This is a genomic window from Candidatus Nitrosocosmicus sp. R (assembly GCF_054408505.1).
This window is the reverse complement of sequence record NZ_CP167090.1, coordinates 1,931,616-1,952,108: the sequence shown is the minus strand read 5'-3', so window position 1 is coordinate 1,952,108 and position 20,493 is coordinate 1,931,616. Positions and strand designations below refer to the sequence as shown.

The 20,493-nt window shown below is 33.6% G+C and carries 15 protein-coding genes and 1 pseudogene; 13 read left to right on the top strand and 3 right to left on the bottom strand.

What is annotated here, in order from left to right:
• Nucleotides 1–72 precede the first annotated feature (72 nt).
• Nucleotides 73–891 (bottom strand): PPK2 family polyphosphate kinase, encoded by an 819-nt coding sequence (locus AAGU22_RS10020; protein ID WP_458718972.1) that lies wholly within the window; start codon nucleotides 889–891, stop codon nucleotides 73–75.
• Nucleotides 892–1,350: 459 nt separating this feature from the next.
• Here AAGU22_RS10020 and AAGU22_RS10015 point away from each other — a divergent pair, with 459 nt between their 5' ends.
• The 10 genes and pseudogenes from AAGU22_RS10015 (at nucleotide 1,351) to AAGU22_RS09970 (ending at nucleotide 13,741) form a co-directional block, all read left to right on the top strand.
• Nucleotides 1,351–1,857, top strand: a complete 507-nt coding sequence (locus AAGU22_RS10015) for a ferritin (protein WP_458718971.1) — start codon at nucleotides 1,351–1,353, stop codon at nucleotides 1,855–1,857.
• A gap of 502 nt (nucleotides 1,858–2,359) precedes the next feature.
• Nucleotides 2,360–2,614 (top strand): hypothetical protein, encoded by a 255-nt coding sequence (locus AAGU22_RS10010; protein WP_458718970.1) that lies wholly within the window; start codon nucleotides 2,360–2,362, stop codon nucleotides 2,612–2,614.
• Between the two features lie 625 nt (nucleotides 2,615–3,239).
• A complete protein-coding gene (locus tag AAGU22_RS10005; RefSeq protein WP_458718969.1) occupies nucleotides 3,240–4,103 on the top strand; it encodes an electron transfer flavoprotein subunit beta/FixA family protein in 864 nt (287 codons plus the stop codon).
• Nucleotides 4,104–4,143: 40 nt separating this feature from the next.
• Nucleotides 4,144–5,463, top strand: a complete 1,320-nt coding sequence (locus AAGU22_RS10000) for an electron transfer flavoprotein subunit alpha/FixB family protein (protein ID WP_458718968.1) — start codon at nucleotides 4,144–4,146, stop codon at nucleotides 5,461–5,463.
• Entirely contained in the window at nucleotides 5,450–7,330 is a 1,881-nt protein-coding gene (locus AAGU22_RS09995; protein ID WP_458718967.1) for an FAD-dependent oxidoreductase, read from the top strand. The genes AAGU22_RS10000 and AAGU22_RS09995 overlap by 14 nt, the downstream gene beginning before the upstream one ends.
• Nucleotides 7,331–7,724: 394 nt before the next feature.
• A pseudogene (gene glnA / locus AAGU22_RS09990) lies at nucleotides 7,725–9,234 on the top strand (type I glutamate--ammonia ligase).
• 7 nt (nucleotides 9,235–9,241) lie between these two features.
• On the top strand, nucleotides 9,242–10,708 hold the full coding sequence (locus AAGU22_RS09985; RefSeq protein WP_458718966.1) for an FMN-binding glutamate synthase family protein: 1,467 nt from the start codon (nucleotides 9,242–9,244) through the stop codon (nucleotides 10,706–10,708).
• A 5-nt stretch (nucleotides 10,709–10,713) separates the two neighbouring features.
• Nucleotides 10,714–11,883 carry a hypothetical protein gene (locus AAGU22_RS09980; RefSeq protein ID WP_458718965.1) on the top strand — a complete coding sequence of 390 codons (1,170 nt, stop codon included), beginning with the start codon at nucleotides 10,714–10,716 and terminating at the stop codon, nucleotides 11,881–11,883.
• A gap of 18 nt (nucleotides 11,884–11,901) precedes the next feature.
• Nucleotides 11,902–12,780 (top strand): class II glutamine amidotransferase, encoded by an 879-nt coding sequence (locus tag AAGU22_RS09975; protein ID WP_458718964.1) that lies wholly within the window; start codon nucleotides 11,902–11,904, stop codon nucleotides 12,778–12,780.
• 46 nt (nucleotides 12,781–12,826) lie between these two features.
• On the top strand, nucleotides 12,827–13,741 hold the full coding sequence (locus AAGU22_RS09970; protein ID WP_458718963.1) for a GltB/FmdC/FwdC-like GXGXG domain-containing protein: 915 nt from the start codon (nucleotides 12,827–12,829) through the stop codon (nucleotides 13,739–13,741).
• On the opposite strand, the gene AAGU22_RS09965 is transcribed toward AAGU22_RS09970, so the two are convergent.
• Nucleotides 13,733–14,170, bottom strand: a complete 438-nt coding sequence (locus tag AAGU22_RS09965) for an Lrp/AsnC family transcriptional regulator (RefSeq protein WP_458718962.1) — start codon at nucleotides 14,168–14,170, stop codon at nucleotides 13,733–13,735. The two genes, AAGU22_RS09970 and AAGU22_RS09965, sit on opposite strands and share 9 nt — an antisense overlap.
• 459 nt (nucleotides 14,171–14,629) lie before the next feature.
• Here AAGU22_RS09965 and AAGU22_RS09960 point away from each other — a divergent pair, with 459 nt between their 5' ends.
• The 3 genes from AAGU22_RS09960 to AAGU22_RS09950 all read left to right on the top strand — a co-directional run bounded on the left by AAGU22_RS09960 (nucleotide 14,630) and on the right by AAGU22_RS09950 (nucleotide 18,532).
• Nucleotides 14,630–15,760: a polysaccharide deacetylase family protein gene (locus tag AAGU22_RS09960; RefSeq protein WP_458718961.1), complete on the top strand. Its 1,131-nt coding sequence runs from the start codon at nucleotides 14,630–14,632 to the stop codon at nucleotides 15,758–15,760.
• A 397-nt stretch (nucleotides 15,761–16,157) separates the two neighbouring features.
• On the top strand, nucleotides 16,158–16,931 hold the full coding sequence (locus tag AAGU22_RS09955) for a class I SAM-dependent methyltransferase (RefSeq protein ID WP_458718960.1): 774 nt from the start codon (nucleotides 16,158–16,160) through the stop codon (nucleotides 16,929–16,931).
• Between the two features lie 752 nt (nucleotides 16,932–17,683).
• Nucleotides 17,684–18,532: a hypothetical protein gene (locus tag AAGU22_RS09950; RefSeq protein ID WP_458718959.1), complete on the top strand. Its 849-nt coding sequence runs from the start codon at nucleotides 17,684–17,686 to the stop codon at nucleotides 18,530–18,532.
• 307 nt (nucleotides 18,533–18,839) lie between these two features.
• Here AAGU22_RS09950 and AAGU22_RS09945 read toward each other — a convergent pair whose 3' ends face one another.
• Nucleotides 18,840–20,486 carry a hypothetical protein gene (locus AAGU22_RS09945; RefSeq protein WP_458718958.1) on the bottom strand — a complete coding sequence of 549 codons (1,647 nt, stop codon included), beginning with the start codon at nucleotides 20,484–20,486 and terminating at the stop codon, nucleotides 18,840–18,842.
• Between the last annotated feature and the right edge of the window lie 7 nt (nucleotides 20,487–20,493).

Sequence of the window (20,493 nt, the reverse complement as noted above, 5' to 3'; positions counted from 1 at the left end):
TATTCAAATTAATTTGGTGATTAACTGCCTAGTAGAGCGTGATTATAGGGGCAGCAGCATACTGCACCATACTTAACCAATTATGAATTCTGAAGAATCTATTTTTACTCTTGGAAATTCTGGTTTCATACTTTCCAATTTTTTTAAAATAATATAAGATATTGCCCAATTTCGAAAATGTTTTACGTTTGCAGGTATGATATACCAGGGTGCCCATTTCCTGTTGCATAAACTTATTACTTTTTCGTAGGCATCCACGTATTTAGCCCAATTACGATGACTTACTAAATCACTTTCTTTTATTTTCCACCGTTTTGTAGGGTCCTGTATTCGTTCTTGGAGTCTCTTTTTCTGTTCATCTTTGCTAATATTTAAGAAGAACTTTATTATGGTAACATTGTTTTCTGACAAATATCTCTCAAAATCATTGATTTGGTTGTACCTAAGATTCAATTGATCCTTAGAAATTAGATTGTTTACGGTAGGTTCTATAATGTCCTCATAATGAGAACGATTAAAAATTGCTATTTGACCTTTTGAAGGGACTTCAATATGAATTCGCCAAAGATAGTCATGAGATAATTCTGTTTCATTAGGAACCTTAAATGACTTTACATAACAGTTTTGGGGATTTAATGCTTCCATGACTTGACGAATTGTTCCATCTTTTCCTGAGGCGTCAGCTCCCTGTAGGATAATTAATAAGGATTTAATATTGGCTGCGAATAGCCTGTATTGTAATTCTGATATCCTTTTAGAAAATTGTTCCATTTCTGTCAACATCTCGATTTTAGTTTTACTACCGCTATATTGTGGATCCCAATCCTTTAATTTTATCTGATTTGCAGCGGATTTGGTTGGCTTTACTAAAAATTTTCTAAGAGGATCCATGACTGATCCTGATAAACTGATACTGGATTTAAATCTGTATCTGCCATGCATTTTATAAAGCATTCAGAAGAATTGGCTACTTGGAAAGTATCTTGCTAAAAAGTGCAGAAAAAGATAATGTTATCTTTTATCTTTTTAAAATTTGAACTTGATCTCTATTAAAAAAAATATATAATTAACTACCACTAACGAATATTGTAAATCTAAAAAATATTCCCAATGAAAATAGTTTTGTTAATTGTTCTCCTACTGAACTAGTCCATTAATATTTTTTTAAAGTATTAGAGGTCTAATCTTAAGGTCATGAAGGTGTTGAATACTTAGCGAATTTGCAACGAAATCTACAACCGTATCATTTATGACAAAACAATGCCTAAAGCAATGATTAAACTAGTAAATGAAAGCAAAAATTTAGATAATATAAAATATTGATTATTATTGATGCGAATTTCACAAGAAATGACAAAAGCAATTAATGAACAAATTTCTTATGAAGCCTCGTCCGCGAATGCATACATTGCAATCGGATCATGGTGCGAGAGAACTGGATATGACGGTAGTGCAGCTTTCTTCTTTGAACAAGCTAGCGAAGAAAACCAACATATGCTGAGGTTCATTCATTATCTTAACGGTGCTGGTGCAGAAGCGATTGTTCCTGCTATAGATAAGCCTCAAAATAGCTTTGAATCACTTAAATCTGCATTTCAATTTGGTCTACAAGGTGAGCAAACCGTATCCAAATCCATTTATGAGTTGGTGGATATGGCTGGAAAGGAAAAAGATTATTCTACCTACTCCTTTTTGCAGTGGTTTGTAACCGAACAAATAGAGGAAGAAACATTATTTCAAACAATTCTCCAAAAATTTGATTTACTCGGTGGCGACAAATTGGCTATTTATCAGATCGATCAGTCTCTTTCTTCTATCAGATCCCAGATCGTGAGCAAGCAAGCAAAGCAGGGATAACCTTATAGATACAAAAATTCCAATTCATCTTTTTTAGTAATTCTCAGCTGGAAGTATTTCATTAACAAAAAATTTTGAACTCTAGATCTTTATTTTAGCCTCTTTTCTAGTAATCTTGTCTTACGTAATTTATGAATGGTGTGTATTTTAATTGCTCTTCACTAACTCAATAAACAGATAGATTTCAAGGGTACAATAAACCATTTTAGACAATGAGTAGTGAATTCGTTGCGATTACCATTGATTACTTTTTTTAGATTTGATACATTAGACCTACTCCGATAGCATCCAAATGAATCTGCTCAACCAACCTTGAATAATACTTGGACAATGAATCATCCAATTATAATTGACCTATGAAATGAGTGACTCGGAGTGACTCATTTAGGTCACAGATTGTTATTAAAAATTTATGCCTCGAAATTACATTTGTGTCATCTGTAAGAAAAAATTTGGTAGAAAATGGAATGCGAATCGGCATAATAATACAGTTCATTCTGGAATGTCCAATGTATTCAATAATGAAACTGCAATGGTAGCGGATAACAAGAAACTTCATTCAAATTATGAAATAGATGGGGTTGATCAGGATGATCTAGATGAGCAAATTATTATGGATCTTTTTGGGAAAATATTAAAAAATTTTGAAGAACTTGAAAATGTATTATCGTATAAAACTGAGAACGAAAAAAATAGATTTTTGTCTGATTTGCTATTTGCAGTCCGTAACACGCAATCCAGTCCAATCTCTGAATGACACACTAACTTTTGATTGCTCACTGAGAGCCAAATCTAATTTTGTTAATTATGTTTCAAAAAACATGAAAATTCCTCCAATTATGGCCGCGTCTTCGTTAAAAAATTTAGTAAAAAACAACCACTGGATTAAAAAAAGAAACCAAATTTAGACAAAACCCATTACCTGCTGGAGAATAATCAACTTTATGAGTATAGGTCTTTGCACTCAGATTTCTCCAGAAGAACGGTTATCAATACCCGGTTAATCTTCTACTTTCTCTATTATACCAACCACTGTATTTTGGACAAGGATGGGAGATACTCCGTTAAAGAGTTTTTTTGTAAAATATATTCTGATTCTTACTTTAAAGCATCCTAGATAACTAGAAACAGGAAATCATTAAATCTGGTTAATTTGTTATACTCCTCCCGTGCTCTTACTTCGATAAAGTTATGTATTTGATGCTGGGCATTACGAGTCCCAGTTTTTATGGTTTTCGATACAAGTTAATGGTTGATGTTGCAAAAAATTTGGAAGGATTTTTACCCTTTGTCAATATCTGAATAATAATTTAAAGTTAGATAGTTAAAAATATGTAACATACACTAGAAGCTCTTAAACGATATGCATCTGTGCAAATATCATGAGTCTCAACATTGCGGTAATTATTAAATTAGAGCCGGATTTTTCTGACGGAAATGTAAGTTATAATCCGGATGGGACATTAAACCGAGCAGAAACTAAAACCATATTGGGACATCATAGTGCAATTGCATCGCAAGCTGCCTTTTATGCTAAAGTAAAGTATGGTGCGCGTATATCTGTTGGGACTATGGGTCCGCCAATGGCCGAATTGGCTCTTGATCAATCACTGTTATTATCTGACGCTGAAGAATTGCATCTATACAGCGACAGATCGTTTGCAGGTGCAGATACTCTGTCTACTGCAGAGGTTCTAAAAACAGGGATATCTGAGATGAATGATGGAAAATCAATGGATATTGTATTTTCTGGCTTTAGGGCATCAGATGGTGAAACAGGTCAGACTGGTCCTCAAACCGCCTGGAAATTGGGTTTTACTTTCTTAGGTAATGTTATTAGATACGAAATAGATATTGAGAAACGAATCGTAACTGCTGTCCGCCTTGTTTCATACGGAAATTATAACCTAATAGAACAGGTGCAGGCACCTCTGCCTGTTTTTATTGCTATAGATCCATCTTACAAATCTCCATTTATGACAGTTTCTCAAAGATTGAGCGCATCGAAATATCAAAAGGAAGCCACGATAAGATCGAGTAATTATAAATCAATTTTGAAAGTATTTAATGCTAAAGAACTGGGAGTTGATCCAAAATTAGTAGGATTGCCTGGTTCACCTACAATTGTATATAAAGTGGAAAAAATTCCAAAAATAAAATCAAATAGGAGTGCACAGACCATTGAGAATATTGATACTGGTGAAATCTCTAACATTCTTGAGAAAATCCATGAAACAATTACGTAAACAATGTGAGTGTGTGAATGAGTGAATGAGCGTGAAAGAAATGAATGAAAATATGAACAAGACGATAGATCAAACTACTGCTTTGACGAAAGAGAAAGAGAAGGAGGTTGAGATTAAAGAGGTTTACAACATCTATAAAATTAATGAGACAAGTAAATACAGAAACTTGTATGTTATTATAGAACAAGTTGATGGTAAAATTATTCCTGTTGGTCTTGAAATGTTATCAGAAGCAAGGAGGCTTATCGATGATTTTAATAAAAAATATTCACTAAATGAAAAGGTAATTGCAGTAATTCTAGGCAATAATATTAAACATTTATGCAAAGAACTGATTTATTTTGGTGCAGACGCTGTAATTTTTGCAGACGATCCAAAACTAAATTATCATATAAATAAAATCTATACGAAAATAATTGTTCAAATAGCAACCAATGCAAAGTATATTGAAAAGATATCACCAGAATATTCTAAAGCGTTTAAACGACCTAGATACATGTTCTTTGCTGCCGATAGTACAGGACGACACTTGTCATCCACAGTTTTGGCAGAACTAGAATCTGGATTGGCCTCTGATATTAATAAACTGGTGATAGAAGATATCGACTTTAGACATGAACATAAAACAAAGGGACAAATGTTAACATTTGAAAAAACCTTAATGATGTATAGACCCGATTTCTCCGGATTTCTTTGGACTACTATTCTTTGTCTAGATAACAAAAATCCCGAAATAAAGAGGGATTATCATCCTCAAGCATGTAGTATTATTCCTGGTGTATTTGAACCATTAGAAAGAGATGTGTCTAGGACTGGGATAATTGAAGAATGTATTCCAGAGTTTGATACAAAAAATCTTGAGATTAAAGTTCTAAGTAGAAATATTCTTAAAGACACAATCGATTTTGGCAGCTATAAAACAATAATCAGTTTTGGTAGGGGTATAAAAGAGGCTCCAGAAGAGAACATAAAGTTAATAGAAAAACTTGCAAAACTTTTAAACGCTGAAATTGGTATATCACTTCCCATTTCAAAGAAGCCATTCAAATTAAGTGACAAAATGAATTCGCTCTATATTACTCCAGAAAGAGTAATAGGAACAAGTGGTCAAAAAGTCGAACCCACTATTTATATCGCATTGGGTATTAGCGGGGCCACTCAACATCTAGCAGGAATGAAAAATTCAGGATTTATTATAGCAGTAAACCCTGATGAAAATGCTCCAATAAAAAATGAATGCGATGTTTTCATTAAGGGAAGAATAGAGGATGTTTTACCAATAATGATAGAAGAGCTTGAGCGAGAAAAAATGACACAAACAAAAGAAGAAGAAGGTAGTGCCGTAGTTGGAACAGTTTGATGTTGTAATAATTGGCGGCGGTTCTGCAGGTCTAGCTGCATTAAAGCAATTATCCTCTCAGGGAATTCAGGCAGTATTGATAGAAGCAGGATCTCCTGTAGGTTCAAAGAACGTCTCAGGTGGCATACTGTATTCAAAAAATCCTCAAACTGGTAAGGTATATAATGTTGATGATATATTTGAAAATTTCCTACAGGAAAAACCATGGGAAAGACAAATTACAAAATATATCCTAAATTGTGTATCTAAAGACAAAGTCCTGTCAATCGATTTGACAGATTCCCATGATTATCAATCTAATTTTGGTTGTTCTGTGTTATTAAATAAATTAAACTCTTGGTTTGCCAAACAATCTTTAGAGTCTGCAGAAATAAATGGCGGAGGCATCGTAAGTGGAGTTCATGTTAGAAATATCAGATGGGATGATGAAAAAGGCAAAACAATTATCGAAACAGACGAGTTAGATGATTTTGAAGCCAAAGCTGTTATTGCTTCTGACGGAGTAAATTCAGAGATTGCAGAAATTACAGGAGCACGACAAAAATTTTCACCCCCAGAGTTATATCAAGGGGTAAAGGTTGTTATCAAATTACCAGAAGAAATAATAGAAGAAAGATTTAATCTAAATCCTGGGGAAGGAACAGCCCATATTTTTGCTGGCGACGTAACTCTCGACCACATTGGGGGAGGTTTTTTATATACCAATCTTGATTCTCTATCTGCGGGAGTTGTATATCATTATGACTCTTTGATTTCAAATCCAACAGGACCAAACAATCTTGTAAACGCGTTGTTAAATAATCCATTTGTCAAAGAGTATATCAAAGATGAAGTAGCCTTAGAACCCTATCCAGACAAAACCTTGTCTAAGATGGAACAATTACGCATTAAATTTGCAGTCAATAAACAGATAAAAAAATGGGAGAAATTGAGATTTGATTATTATTCGCATGAGGGCAAAAAGAGATTTCTTGAAGATAAAGAATTCAATTCTATCGAGGAGGCAAAGTCAAAAATGGATGCTATTCACAAGGAATTACTTGAAAAATATAATACTAGATTTGAAACAGATTATGTAGAATTAGAGTATAGTACGAAATTGATTCCAGACGGAAAACGCTGTAGAATGAAAAAGCCCTTTTTCAAAAACATATTATTCATAGGTGATGCTGCAGGAAGAGGATTATTCATTGGACCACGAATCGAGGGATTAAATGTAGGAATTGATGATGCAGCAAGAGCATCTAACGCGATAAAACAAGCGTTAGAAAAAAATAATCTTGATATTTCATCAAACTATTTGGGTGAGCTTTATTCACAGTCAGTCCAACAAAGTCCTTATACAAGGGATATGGAAAGGATAGACAAATATTATATTAAAACAATAATCGATGCTGCAGGCAAGCAAATTCCACACCAACAGATAGGCAAGTATGGATTTCTTTTTAAGTTGTTTCTAAATGATAAATTAAGAAACGTGTCTATTGACGTTGTCAACAAAATAGGGTACAATAATATGTTATCATTGATAGAATCAAAGGAGACATACATAAATACTCCAATAAATCTCGCAGAAAAACTCGGTACCAAAACCATCTCTGAATATTCAATATCTATTCCAGAATTATCTCAACGGATATCAAGTTTAAGTTACAATGATGATCCACAAAGTCATATCAAAATAACAAACTCAAAAAGCGAATTTATGAAAAAAATGGTTACACTTTGTCCAACTAAATGTTACAGTCTTGAAGGAGAGGATGTAGTTTTGCAACATGAGGGTTGCATAGAATGCGGAACATGTTCCCCAGAAACAGAATGGAGACATCCCAGAGGTGAAAAAGGAATACAATACAGGTATGGATAAATTCATCTCTCGGCCTTATTACGCCTTAAACTAATTTCATCTTCTGACCTGGTATATTTTATTTTAACTTTTAAAACTCTAATTCCACTATTAAAGAAGGTTAACATTTTTCTATTTTCCTATGTTTTTGTAGCTTTGTAAATATGATATTTATTTTAGTAACTTTGAAATGATTTGACCGTGAAGGAATTAATCAACAAAGAGAATCGAGCATAAAGGTTAACAAGGAAAGAAAAGCTATTTTTTGCTGGGAAAATGAGGTCTATCATGTGTAATATTTTAAGACATATTTTGACTTATTATTTAACAAATGATAAATAAATCTGTTAGCTATATATCAATTGTAAACAAAAATGGCAGACAAGTTTATCTTTTTTAATGTTGTCATATATCAATGCAAGTAGAAAAAACCTTTAGAAATTCTGAAATGGATGTGATAAATGAATTAAAAAGATCTGGGATAAAATGGGTACGACTAAATTTTTGCGACCCTTTTGGATTTCTTCATCAAATATCTGTAAACAGTACCTGAAATTACAGAGGATGCATTTAAGCAGGGATTGCCTAGACTGGATGGTAGTTCCATAAAAGGATTCAAAGAGATATATGAATCAGACATGCTACTCAAACCAGACCCTTCCACTTTTGCAATCTTGCCAGAATATTTTGACAAGAATAATCATAATAGGAAAAATTATGCCTATCCTTCCATGGCTGCGCGTATGTTTGTTGATATTTATGACGGATATGGAGGGAGAAGGTATTCCAGAGATTGTAGATACATAGCACAAAAATCAGAAGAATTCTTAAAGAACAAAGGTTTTGAAAAAAGTTATTGGGGACCTGAATTAGAATTTTTTGTATTCAATAAAATATCACTTCTTCCAAGTCCTATGTCTTCGGTAAATTGTTCTGGTGGATCAGGATATTCAATAGAGTCTGGAGAGGCACCATGGAATTCTTCAGGCGGTAATGATTATACGATTCCATTTAAAGGAGGATATTTTCCAGCACCTCCAGCCGACAGTTTAACGGATTTAAGAGACGAAGTATCAGAAACACTGCAAGAATTTTTTGGAATACAAGTTGATGCACATCATCATGAGGTTGCAACCGCCGGACAGTGTGAAATTCAAATGGTGTATGACGATCTTACTAGAATGGCAGATAATGTAGTTACCTATAAGAAGACCGTAAAAGAAGTCGCTGCTAAACGTGAAATGATTGCAAACTTTATGCCCAAACCAGTCGCCCTTGACAATGGTTCAGGTATGCACGTAAGCCAGAGTTTATGGACAAAAAAGAAATACGGGCATGACGCAAACATGTTCTTTGATCCTTCTGACGATTACGCGGAACTAAGTCAAACAGCACATTACTATATTGGAGGCATAATAGATCACGCTAAAGCACTATGTGCTTTAACAAATCCAACTACTAACTCATATCGAAGATTAGTCCCTGGCTTTGAGGCTCCAATTAACGTAGCGTGGAGTAAAATGAATAGGTCAGCTAGCATCAGAATACCGTCTCATTATAAAAATATGGAGAAGCAAAAAAGAATAGAATATAGGACACCTGATCCGAGTTCAAACATTTATCTTGTGGAGTCGGCTTTATTACTAGCAGGACTTGACGGTATCAACAAAAAAATATCTCCTCCAGACCACGTGGATAAAGATATCTACAAACTTACAGAGCAAGAAAAGAGAGAATATGGGATTAGAAAATTGCCTACCTCTTTGTTAGAAGCTATAGAGTCCCTAGAATCTGATGCTGATTTTTTGAACCCTGTATTTGCAGCCGACTTTATTGAGATGTATTGTCAGATTAAAAAGGATGAACATGCAGCAGTAGCCGCAATACCTTCGCCTAGAGAATTCTATATGTATGGGAATGTTTAGGTAAAATATGTCGTATCCTAAAGATATATTAGAAATCAAAAGAAATCTTCTAAAAGAGGTTACTTCTACCTCCGTAGTTGCTAAGAATGATAATTTAAATTTCTTATATTACGATCAATCAAGAATTATTCTAGATGCAAGAAAAGCATTTGACGGTCTTATTCCTTATTCAGGGCTAGGTGCTAATTCCACAAATGACTATTTTTCTTCCATCGATCTCATTGGTGGATCTATTAAAACAGACGTTGATTATAGTAATGTCGATCTATCCTTAACTATTGGAGGCCTTTATTCAAACAGAAAAATAACCACGGACATTCCGTTTTTTGTCTCTGGTATGAGCTATGGGTCATTAAAACTTCCTGCAAAAATAGCATTGCACCTAGCATTAAATCAGCTTGCTGATGACGGAATAAGAGTTATAATGAATACTGGGGAAGGAGGAGCACTACCTTGGGAAGTTCATGATTTTAACAATGGTGATCCCAATATAACGGAATATGTATCTAGGCTACTTAAGGAACACAATTTAGACAGTATAGATAGAGAACAGCTTTTTCGCAGAAAGTATCCATTAGTGGTTCAATATGCATCAGGAAGATTTTGGAAAGATCCTGACTACTTGCTCAATGCAGATGCAATAGAGATCAAGATAGGACAAGGTGCAAAAATAGGACATGGTGGATTGTTACCAGGCTCGAAAGTGACAGAATTAGTGGCAGAAAACCGTGGTATACCTGCCTATAAGTCGGCTCATTCCCCATCAAGACACCTTGATATCTTGGGACCTGAAGATCTGGTTGCAAAAATTCTTGAGTTAAGAGAGCTTACTAACTGGAATGTTCCTATTATTGTAAAAGTGGGGGCATCAAGGGTTCATGACGATATTGCCATAATACTCAAATCTTGTTCTGATGCAGCTGCTATTGATGGTTACGTAGGAGGTACTGGGGCTGCTCCTTGGGAGATTCGAGAAAGTATAGGTGTAAACACAATACCCGCAATAAGGTTGGCTAAAGATGCAATAGACAATTATTATTCAGAGAGGGATATGGGAGAGTTTAAACTAATTGCTCATGGTGGCATTTGGGATTCAAAACGAATCGCAAAATGTATCGCTCTTGGGTCAAATGGTGTAGGTATAGGTACAGGGTTTCTCATATCGATGGGATGTACATTGGTTCAGGATTGTTATACCAATTCTTGCCCTGCAGGATTAACTGGGTCGTATGAAAAATTAAACATACAATCCAGTGTAAAGAGAATAGTCAATTATATTAAGGGAACAAGGATCGAATTGCAAAATATCGTAGGTTCTTTAGGAAAGAATAGAATACGGGATCTCAACAAAGAGGATCTTTTTGCCACAGATGAGATATCCAACTTGGTATCAGGATTGTCTACAAACGATACGAATTACCATAACAAGATAAAGAGTAAGAATGTACAGACACTAGGATGTATCGGAGATTAATAAAAATGAATATCAAAGAAAAATTTATAATACGATCTTCTATCTTGGAATTAGCAGAAACAGGCCTTCCTCGCAATGTTTCCATAGATGATAAAATAAGACTTGAACAAAAAAATGGTGATGAGCCAAAAACTGAAGACTTGTGGAATTGTATTACTGCATTAGGTGCACAACTATCGCGACCCCCATACGATCCATATCGAGAAATAATCAATCTTGATATATCCATAGGTCGAAGACAATGTCCCAACAAAGTTATTCTATCAATGCCTTTGATAATTTATGATAATGACATGCAAATGGATGAAACGACGTTAGAGTCACTCCACGTTGCGTTAAATAAACTAAAGAACTTTAACACAAACTTGGGGCTTATTTCAGAAAATAGAATAAAAAATAGAAATTACCCACATTTTAGAAGATTAAATGAAAGAACTGCAGTATTAGAGGAAGAAGAAGAAGACGATTATGGCACCGATGGCCTTGTATTACAATGCAACGATGAAAAGTCCCTACAATTTCTGACTGATATAAGAAAAAAATTTAATGGACCAATCCTTGTTGAGGTGGATAATTCTTTTGAAAAATTTCTTGGACCATTGTTAGACGCAGGAGCTGATGGGATTATTGCAAATACTATCAAAATAACAAATAAATCAAAATACAAAGAAATGCATGCAATAAAAGTTATACACGATATAAGATGCGCGATAGACCAGTACTATGCCGGAAAGGAAAATGATGGGACAGTACTAATAGTTGCTGGAGACGTTAATAATACTGGAAGGATTGTAAGAGCTGCTGCATTAGGTGCAGATATCATTGGATACTCCACAAGCTTATTAATTGCTAATGCTGCTCATCACTATGAGGTTCAATCCAACCTGGATACAGTATCCGATAGGATATACAAACACGTGTTGGCTACTAAGGGAGAACTTAAAGGAGTACCTGCCGCATTAGGTTATAGTAATTTCTATAATCTTTCATCCTCAGATTTGCGTACATCAAGTATTGAGGCAAGTATACAGGCAGATATTGCAATAGAAGGAACAAACAAAACTTATCGTCAAATAATTGAGGATTTTATATATAAGTATACGACAGAAGAACAACTAGATCTGAATAAATCTCAAAAACAGGAACTAGTTGAATATCTGTTGATAAATAGGTAATGGAGGGGTGGAAGAAACATGTGTGGAATTTGTGGGATCATTTTAAAAGAACATACCGATTCAAATTTCTTAGTAGGCGCATTGCTTTACAAGATGATGGAAAGCCAGCAAGTAAGAGCACAAGATAGTGCCGGAATAGCCATTTATAATAATGACGAGAATTGTCAAAGCAATTCGTTTTCTAATCTTGCCTATCTTATGAAGTGTGAAAATGATTACGAACTAAGGGAAGAAAGGACTACTACAGGATTTAAATATTCAAAAGAATCCGACCAACTAGTTTCCAGGTTAAGGAAAGACGAAAACGTTTCAATTATGGGTTACACTAAAGAAATGAAGTTGATAAAGAATGTGGGTCTAGTGAGAGACCTTGATAAAAAATACAATATAAGATCAATGAAAGGGACTCACGGGATTGGACATTTGAGAATAGCGACAAGCAGTAACGTCGATCCAAGCAATGCTCATCCATTTAGTACTACTGTTATGCCAGATATTGCAGTAGTACATAACGGAGAAATAGCAAATTATTCCAAATTAAGAAATATGCTAGAAATTAAAGGGTACCCCTTCTATTCTAGCTGTGATTCAGAGGTAATAGCAATATTTCTTGTTGATCAGCTATTACAGCATGGCGACCTAAAAAGGGCACATGATGAATTTATCCAAAAAGCTGATGGACCTTTTACATATATTGCTTCTACTAATCGTACATTGTCATTAGTAAGGGATAGATTTGGAACAAGAAAGGGTATTGTGGGGTATAATCCTGGGTCAGATGGGATTCCTGCATTTTGGGCAATGGCGACGGATCTATCTGCATTGGATATCATCGGGGCGAATAAAGATGTGAAAGCAGCGTCACCAGGCAAGTCGCTGATTTTTGCCATAGAATAAATAAATTAATAAGGCATGAATCAACGACCAAAGATTAATGTGTTACATGTTAGATATAGATGAACTTGGGTTAATAGTAAAAGAAATAGGTTCAAAAATATCTAATCCGGATACGCAATTTGAAAGGGTTAACACTATATTTGAGCAACATTATGGGATAAACCTCCCAGATGGTATAAAACGTGCATCGATTGAAAAATTTGGAGATATTGTAAGCTCCCCACTGATAATGGAACGAGCAATAAATTTAATCATAAGTAAAAAGGTGATCGAGGGCGAAACTAAGCTCATAATAAAAAACCCACGGTCCCTATACAGAATAGGAATACTCAGTTTTGACAAGACAATAAAACTCGATCTAGTGGTAGATGGTAACGTAGGTAATTTTTTTGGAGCATTTTGCAATTTTGATGGCACATGGACAGTAAAAGGGAACAGCGAGAATGGGTTGGCAGATAAAGGTTATAAAGGCAAAATAATTGTAGAGGGTTTTGCCACGGAATTGGCATGTCAAAATAATCAAGCAACTGAATTTAGTACCGGTGTGGACGTCTTGATCAAAAAAGGATGTATGGAAAGGGCGATGGGACAGGCAAGGGGTGGAAGACTGGTAACTTTTGGCGCAGGATATAATTCGGGGTTGTATATGTCAGGTGGTATATTGCTTAATTTGGGATTGCCAGGTGAATTATTTGGTCCAGGGATGGTTGGAGGCGTAATTTATTCTCCAAACGGAACTACTGCAGCCGAAGGTGCACAAATTGATAGATTGTCAACAGAAGATTACTCAATAATAAGAGAAACACTGCTGGTATTTGAAAAAGAACTGTGTATTGAACAATTAAATGATTTTTCAATAGAAAACCCCATAATATCCCTAACGAATAAATCAATGGATGATAATCAAAAATACGATATGCGTGACTTTATCAAAATAGTGCCTGATTTAAGATCACAATAACCTGAAATCTTCTTTCGCAGTAATTAAGACAATGTGGGTATTAGTTCTATCGATATATGGAAGTGATAAATCATGCTTGACAAAATTACTTAACTCCGAACGATTCTTAAACTTTGCAATGATTATTAAATCAGTCAAGCCTGTAATATCATAAACTGCACAAACATTAGAAAATTTTGAAATATGTCTTTGTACCTCAATTATTTTATTCTTAATGGCAGTAACTTCAATTACTGCTGTCAAATCAAACCCAATTTTTGCATAATCTACCATTGCCGAATATGACTTTATTACCTCATCTCTTTCGAGTCTTGATATTCGATTAAGTACGGTAGGTGGAGAAATTCCCAATTCAAATGCTATTTTTCTATACGAACTCCTAGCATCTGTTAACAGTCTTCTTAATATTTTTGAATCTATTTCATCCATTGATAATTTCTCTATTATTGACTTTATAAATATAAAATGAATTTAACTTATTTTTGATAGATTTAAAATAGTATTATCATAATACTTTTATTGTAAAAGATTTTCTAGCCTAATATTTCAGATTGTAAAAAGGTGGGCATGTATGTCCAGTTCAATTATGCTTATTTTCCTATCCAGAAAATAAATTATAGATTGTCTTTCTTTTATCTTTAATGGCTAAATATTAGTTTAAAATTTATACAACTCGTGATTAATAGGGCATTTTCTACTCTGGTAATTTATTGGAATAGTCAACAAAGTATTAGATAAAAGCTTGGTAACAAAGTTACATTGAAATTTAGAAATTATTTAACTAACTAATAGCATCTATAAATTATTTCTGCAGTCATAAATAGAATTGTCTACTGACTATGATGATCAATATTGGGAATAATTTTAATTCTGGTTCAAATAATTGTTATGTCTTTTGCTATTTGTACAATTATAAATAATAATGCTTTTAGCTTTTCCATTCCTGAGGAGATGGATTATTCCGTTCCATTTGATTTTCTTTCCTCTGCCGAGGGTGATAGTTTAGCCCCTAATTCACTCAATGATGATAATAGTACTAGTCCAAAAATGGATGATGCAAATTTTCCAGGCAGAGTCAACTCTGATATTTTTCTTCAAAGTGAGAAAGAGCATCTTAAAAACAATGATCATATTGATTACAATTATGATAAAGATTTGAAGATTGATAATGTTATGAGCAAGTTGAGAGAACCTGAATCAAATAATGCTAAAAATGAATCAAATTCACAATTAGATTTCTACAAAAATAAGTATCAGGAAAAAAATGATGAATTCAAAAGTGAAAACATAGAAAAAAAATCTAACATACCAATTAGTGATGGAAAAATTGCAGTAATCAATTTCGATGATAGTTGGAAAAGCCAATATGAAAATGCAAAAGCTATACTTGATGAATATCAGTTCAAGTCTACGTTTTACGTTGTATGTGATTACATAGATGGAAAAAATAGATTGACTTGGAAGCAAATACAAACTTTACAAGAAGAAGGAAACGAGATAGGGTCTCACAGTATGAATCATGTAAATTTAGACCAAATTACACGGGATTCTAAATATAATGAAATCGTTGAGTCAAAGAAATGCCTTGAAGATCGAGGCCTTAATATTAACAGTTTTTCGTATCCTTTCAATTCAGGTGATGATGACCAGGAATCTTTGGACTTGGTATCAAATACTTATGATTTTGCTAGGACTGCAGGTGGCGATAGTCAAACAGGTAGCGACCGTGTTAGAAGTCTTAAGGGCTATGAAAAATATACTATCGTGGGTTGGAGCCATGACGCCGAAAGAAAAGAGAATAATTATTCTGATTTACAAATGCTAGATGCGTTCAAAGCATATGTAGATCAATATAGTGAAAAAAGTCACAGTGTTGATAACATACCCATAATAATTTATCATAATATTGATGATGATAGAGGCGAGTATAGCACGAGTATTGATTTATTTAGGTCTGAAATGAGATATCTTTACGATAGTGGTTTCAAAACAGTTACAATGAATGAAGTATTTGGATGAAGCATTTGATAATAGAAGAATGAAATTAATTTTTCTTGCTGTCATTCTTTCAAGTATGAGAAAGATAACAAGGGTATCAAAGTGACACATTGGATCAGCAGTTTGGAAGAAAAAGATAAACAATTGATCAATTTAAGCATGGAAAAAATCGAGAATTAATACCGTGTTCAGTAGCTAAAGTGCTGGGCTGATATTTTTTAAACATCTCTTTTTGTTCAAAATATTTTGTTAATCAAGAAATGTGTAATGGGGGTTTGAATAGCGATCAGGTTGCAGCTTTTTCTGTTGTACTAAAACCTTTTGATTGTCGAATGGTTCTGAAAATAGCATGAATTCATTTACACCAATATGAAATCATAATTAATTTATTCTGATAATAACACTACACTCTCTGAGAATGTCAGATCGATCCTTAAATAACAAGAGCATTGCCGATGAGCGCAGTGTACTTAATCTAGATAGAGTAGTATTCATAGGAAGATCTTTATCAGAATACATGTGGATGTTTAATCTTGATTTGACCAATTTTAAAGATCTTAAAATACTTGATTGTCCCTCTGGTGCATCATCGTTTGTTGCAGAAGCTTCAGGTGAATATAATGTTAAAAAGGTTATTGGATGCGATTTAATGTATGATAATGATCCATCAATCATAGAAAAAAGAGGAAAAGACGATCTTGAATATATGATTGATAGTCTATCTAAAGTTCCCGACTTTTACGACTGGAAAATTTATTCAAATATTGAAGAGCTTCGAAAGGCAAGAGCCTCATCACTGAAGAAATTCATTTCAGATTATTCAACAAAGGGGATGGTAAATAATCCGCCTAAAAAATATGAAAGATATGTAAAAGCGATACTACCAAATCTACCTTTTAATGATAAAAGTTTTGATTCAGTACTAAGCTCTAATTTCCTTTTTTACTATCACAATATGTTTGATTATACTTTTCATCATGATTCAATTTTAGAAATGCTGCGAGTTACTTCAAAGGAAGTAAGAATTTTTCCTATTCAAAAACCAGACGCGAAAATTCCTGAATATTTTGAAACATTGATGGAGAGCTTAAATAAACATATGAATAAAAAAATTTCATTTAGAATCGAAAAAGTAAAGTATGATTTTCGCAATGGAGTCAATAAGATGTTAGTACTAAATCGGGATGAATAATGGGATAACAGAGAGTATGATTGCATTATTAAATCTCTAATCTAAATTCTGTTGTTAATAACTGTACATTATTATCTTGTTTGTTGTCCCACGTCATTTGTTTTTTAATTTTGGTTTGCTACGAGGATTAAAAAAGTTCAATTTAGAAAATTAGTCTCTAAAATTATGCAGTCATCTTTGAATAAAAAAAATAATTAGGAATAAGTTAAATATTAAATATAAATGTATTTAGAATACAATTAAATGAAAAAACGTATAAAACGGGATCTCAGGTTAGTGGTACCCTAAAAATACTAGGTGGTGGTATATTTAACAAATTTTTCTTGCTCAAAATTTTTTGATGACCAAGTAGGATATAATTAAGATGTGAACAAGGATATATGGCATTTTTCTGTAAATCTAATATTTATTGACCTTTTATGAATAATCTCCTTATTGTGATGATGTCCATAGCCATTCTAAAAACTATTGGTATCAAAGTTGCTGTCTCAGTATAACCGTCTAATAGCATCACGGCAAGTTTATCTTAAAAATAATAAAATTCAATCACTATAATTGTAATTTGTTTTTTTTATTTCCTTGTACTTAATCTGAAGTTAGCCATATCTAAAATATACTCGTTTTCTATTTAATCTCTTGTCATATTAGGCAGTACAGTATTTATTGTAATAATCCAATGTAGTTATATTATCAATTAACATTGTTCCCGTCAAGCCTATATAAAACATTATACTACTATTATTGTATAGTAAATGACAAAAGATAAAATATCGTTTTTTACAAATTCTTTAAGACTTTTTACCGGTAGGTCATTAATACCTGATCAAAAAAATATACGAATTCTGGTCCCAATTTTATTATTTATTTCATCAGTTTTTTTCTTCGGCTTTTTGCATAGCATTAGTACTGCAGACGCAACCTCTACCTTAGACCAATCGATCCAACAGTTTCAAAAAAACTTACAATCGTCAATTACCAAAGAGATACAAACAATCGCTAATAATACCAATAATATTAATTGCAGCAATAGTATTTCAATCCAAACTCAAACGAATAATAATGGTCAGACTAGTAGTACTACTAAAAACGACTGTAATAACAAATCAATTATCTCTTCCTCATCCATGAATCCCTTTATCAATAAGAACCTGTCAGGTGCAATAGTAAGCACCGAGTATGACCTACAAACTGGAAATATAATTAGCAGCATTTTTGGAAACTGGTCACTAAAAACTAATAGTGAAAACCAAATTGACTTTAAAACCACATTCACAAAACAACCTGTCAATTTATCTCCTAGCCAAACAGAATCATCATCAGCTTCTAAGCAGTCTGATGAAACAGAGTACAATCTTTCAAATTTTAGAGTTACTACTGTAAATCAACAAGACTCTGATATAACATACAAGGGTACTATAAATACAATCGAGAAGAATCTCGCTTCTGGTGTCAGTGGCTCAACCACAACTAACACGTTTGAAGATGCCAAAGTATCTATATCTATTTTGGATGGTCGGATTTTGGTGATCAACTTTGATAAACAAAGCAATTTATTCAATGAATTTACAGACATTCCTTTAGTGGGTTTGGTAACAAGATAAAAAATTCCTTATTTTTGTTATGACGATAACTATGATGTATGATTCAACTACAATAATTGTCTATGTTAATAATTTAATCATCACTTTGTTTGTTTAATAATATGCCTTCCTATGTTTTTTCGAAATATACTTCTGTCTTTAGGCCTTCGGAGTCCCCTTATTGAACTTCATCTTTGACACATTAAAAAGATAATGTTCCGCTATCGATGCTCGAAAATATTTTCTTTAGATTTCCACCCGTACTTCCGTCGTATCCACAGAAAAGGAGTAATTGTGGTTTATTAAAGCCTATATCAATTCAAACTAGTCAAGGAACCACTCCAAACTCTATATAATATGGTATTATGTGATGAGTGTCCACTCCGCCTTCTAGCACAAAACCTGTCCCAGACCAAACATCACTGCTTTCTGATTGAGGTATCACTCGGTAAAAATCACCCCATTCGTTAACATATGGAAAGTTTGTACCATTCACAGCTGACTTCAAACTCCAGGTAACACTGCCATTATTGGACATATATCCGATTCCAACGAGATTATTAGGATATGATGTTTCGTTGTTTTCAACGTAACTGTAAGCACCTACTATTCCGATCGTATTATTTTTGGGATAAACGTTACCATATAATATATGTAGATTTGGATTTGTAATATACACGGGTCCGAGATAATTCAAATTACTAATATCAAAAACTGCACCTTCAATGTGAGATGTCTTAAACCCATTTCCCTGAGGAACGTTCCAAAGAAAACCAATAGTAGCATTATTTATCCAACCTGTAGTGATACGACTGTCAGAGGATTTACACCAATCATGACGTATATCCACAGAACATTGGAATTCGTCTGAATTATTCCAATCCTGTACAAGTCTATCCACCCAACTAATAATATTCGAGTTATCATTCCATTCATAGATCCTTATCTTATCGCTCAGTGGATCAGTATAGTGGGTACCCCAATACATAGCATTTTTGGCTCCATTCACAAAAGTAAATACTCTATTTTGAGAATCTGAGGATAAATAGTGCATTGGAATCGACGAAGAGGCAGAGCTTAATAAGTCTCTGTCAATACGTATAATTAAAGGACCATCAAAGGTAGCTCCTTCTGCGGTAAAGTTACTGAATCTATTTACACTAATATACAGGAATTTGTCACTAAATGATATTTGAGGATAATCAAACAAATTTTCTGTCCAATTTGAATTCAACATTTCAGCAGAAAGATCATACATTAACCAGTTATTGGAATCTCTAGAAATGCCGATTGAAATATTATTTGCATAACGTCCGTTCTCAGTTTCAGTCGGTAGATTCATCATACTCCATATAAAATTCCCGTTACGACTGTCATAAAGAAGGTCCATATCTCCTCCTATGGAATTACATTTTTGTCTTAGATCTATATATTGCCAGTTTTGAATATCGTTGGTTGCCCTAACCATATAACATGTTCCAACTAATAGAGTAGTGTTACTACTTTTAGCCAATGATGGCTCATTTCGATAATAAAGCTGATCAGGGGGTATTATATTGTTTAGACCTATTTTATTGACAATAGAGAGATTATTGTTTAATCCCAGTTCTACTGTTGATGTTACTTCCGCTAGATTTGAATTATTTTGTAGCGCAGATAAATTGCTATTATTGGGACCAATCTTGGTCAACGGTGTTGTGGAATACAATTCTACAGGAATATTTGAATTGGTTGACGTTTGAATGGATTCTTCTGTAATGTTCTCTTCCAACTCATTAAACTTCTCTTTATCAGGGCTTTCTCCTGTAAATGACGAAATATTATTCATAGTTGAATTAATTGGACCCAAAATAATTGAATAAGGTTGCAGATTAGAGTCAGATAAATTGGAGGAAACGGTGTAAATGAAACGATTATCTTTTTGATTATCAGTGGAAGCATTTGAATAATTAAATTCTAAAAAGATTCCAAACATAGTTATC

Excerpts from the sequence above, each read along its gene's own strand:
- AAGU22_RS10020 (WP_458718972.1), bottom strand. The coding sequence starts at position 891 with ATGGATCCTCTTAGAAAATTTTTAGTAAAGCCAACCAAATCCGCTGCA.
- AAGU22_RS10015 (WP_458718971.1), top strand. The coding sequence starts at position 1,351 with ATGACAAAAGCAATTAATGAACAAATTTCTTATGAAGCCTCGTCCGCG.
- AAGU22_RS10010 (WP_458718970.1), top strand. The coding sequence starts at position 2,360 with ATGTCCAATGTATTCAATAATGAAACTGCAATGGTAGCGGATAACAAG.
- AAGU22_RS10005 (WP_458718969.1), top strand. The coding sequence starts at position 3,240 with ATGAGTCTCAACATTGCGGTAATTATTAAATTAGAGCCGGATTTTTCT.
- AAGU22_RS10000 (WP_458718968.1), top strand. The coding sequence starts at position 4,144 with ATGAATGAAAATATGAACAAGACGATAGATCAAACTACTGCTTTGACG.
- AAGU22_RS09985 (WP_458718966.1), top strand. The coding sequence starts at position 9,242 with ATGTCGTATCCTAAAGATATATTAGAAATCAAAAGAAATCTTCTAAAA.
- AAGU22_RS09980 (WP_458718965.1), top strand. The coding sequence starts at position 10,714 with ATGAATATCAAAGAAAAATTTATAATACGATCTTCTATCTTGGAATTA.
- AAGU22_RS09975 (WP_458718964.1), top strand. The coding sequence starts at position 11,902 with ATGTGTGGAATTTGTGGGATCATTTTAAAAGAACATACCGATTCAAAT.
- AAGU22_RS09970 (WP_458718963.1), top strand. The coding sequence starts at position 12,827 with ATGTTAGATATAGATGAACTTGGGTTAATAGTAAAAGAAATAGGTTCA.
- AAGU22_RS09965 (WP_458718962.1), bottom strand. The coding sequence starts at position 14,170 with ATGGATGAAATAGATTCAAAAATATTAAGAAGACTGTTAACAGATGCT.
- AAGU22_RS09960 (WP_458718961.1), top strand. The coding sequence starts at position 14,630 with ATGTCTTTTGCTATTTGTACAATTATAAATAATAATGCTTTTAGCTTT.
- AAGU22_RS09955 (WP_458718960.1), top strand. The coding sequence starts at position 16,158 with ATGTCAGATCGATCCTTAAATAACAAGAGCATTGCCGATGAGCGCAGT.
- AAGU22_RS09950 (WP_458718959.1), top strand. The coding sequence starts at position 17,684 with ATGACAAAAGATAAAATATCGTTTTTTACAAATTCTTTAAGACTTTTT.
- AAGU22_RS09945 (WP_458718958.1), bottom strand. The coding sequence starts at position 20,486 with ATGTTTGGAATCTTTTTAGAATTTAATTATTCAAATGCTTCCACTGAT.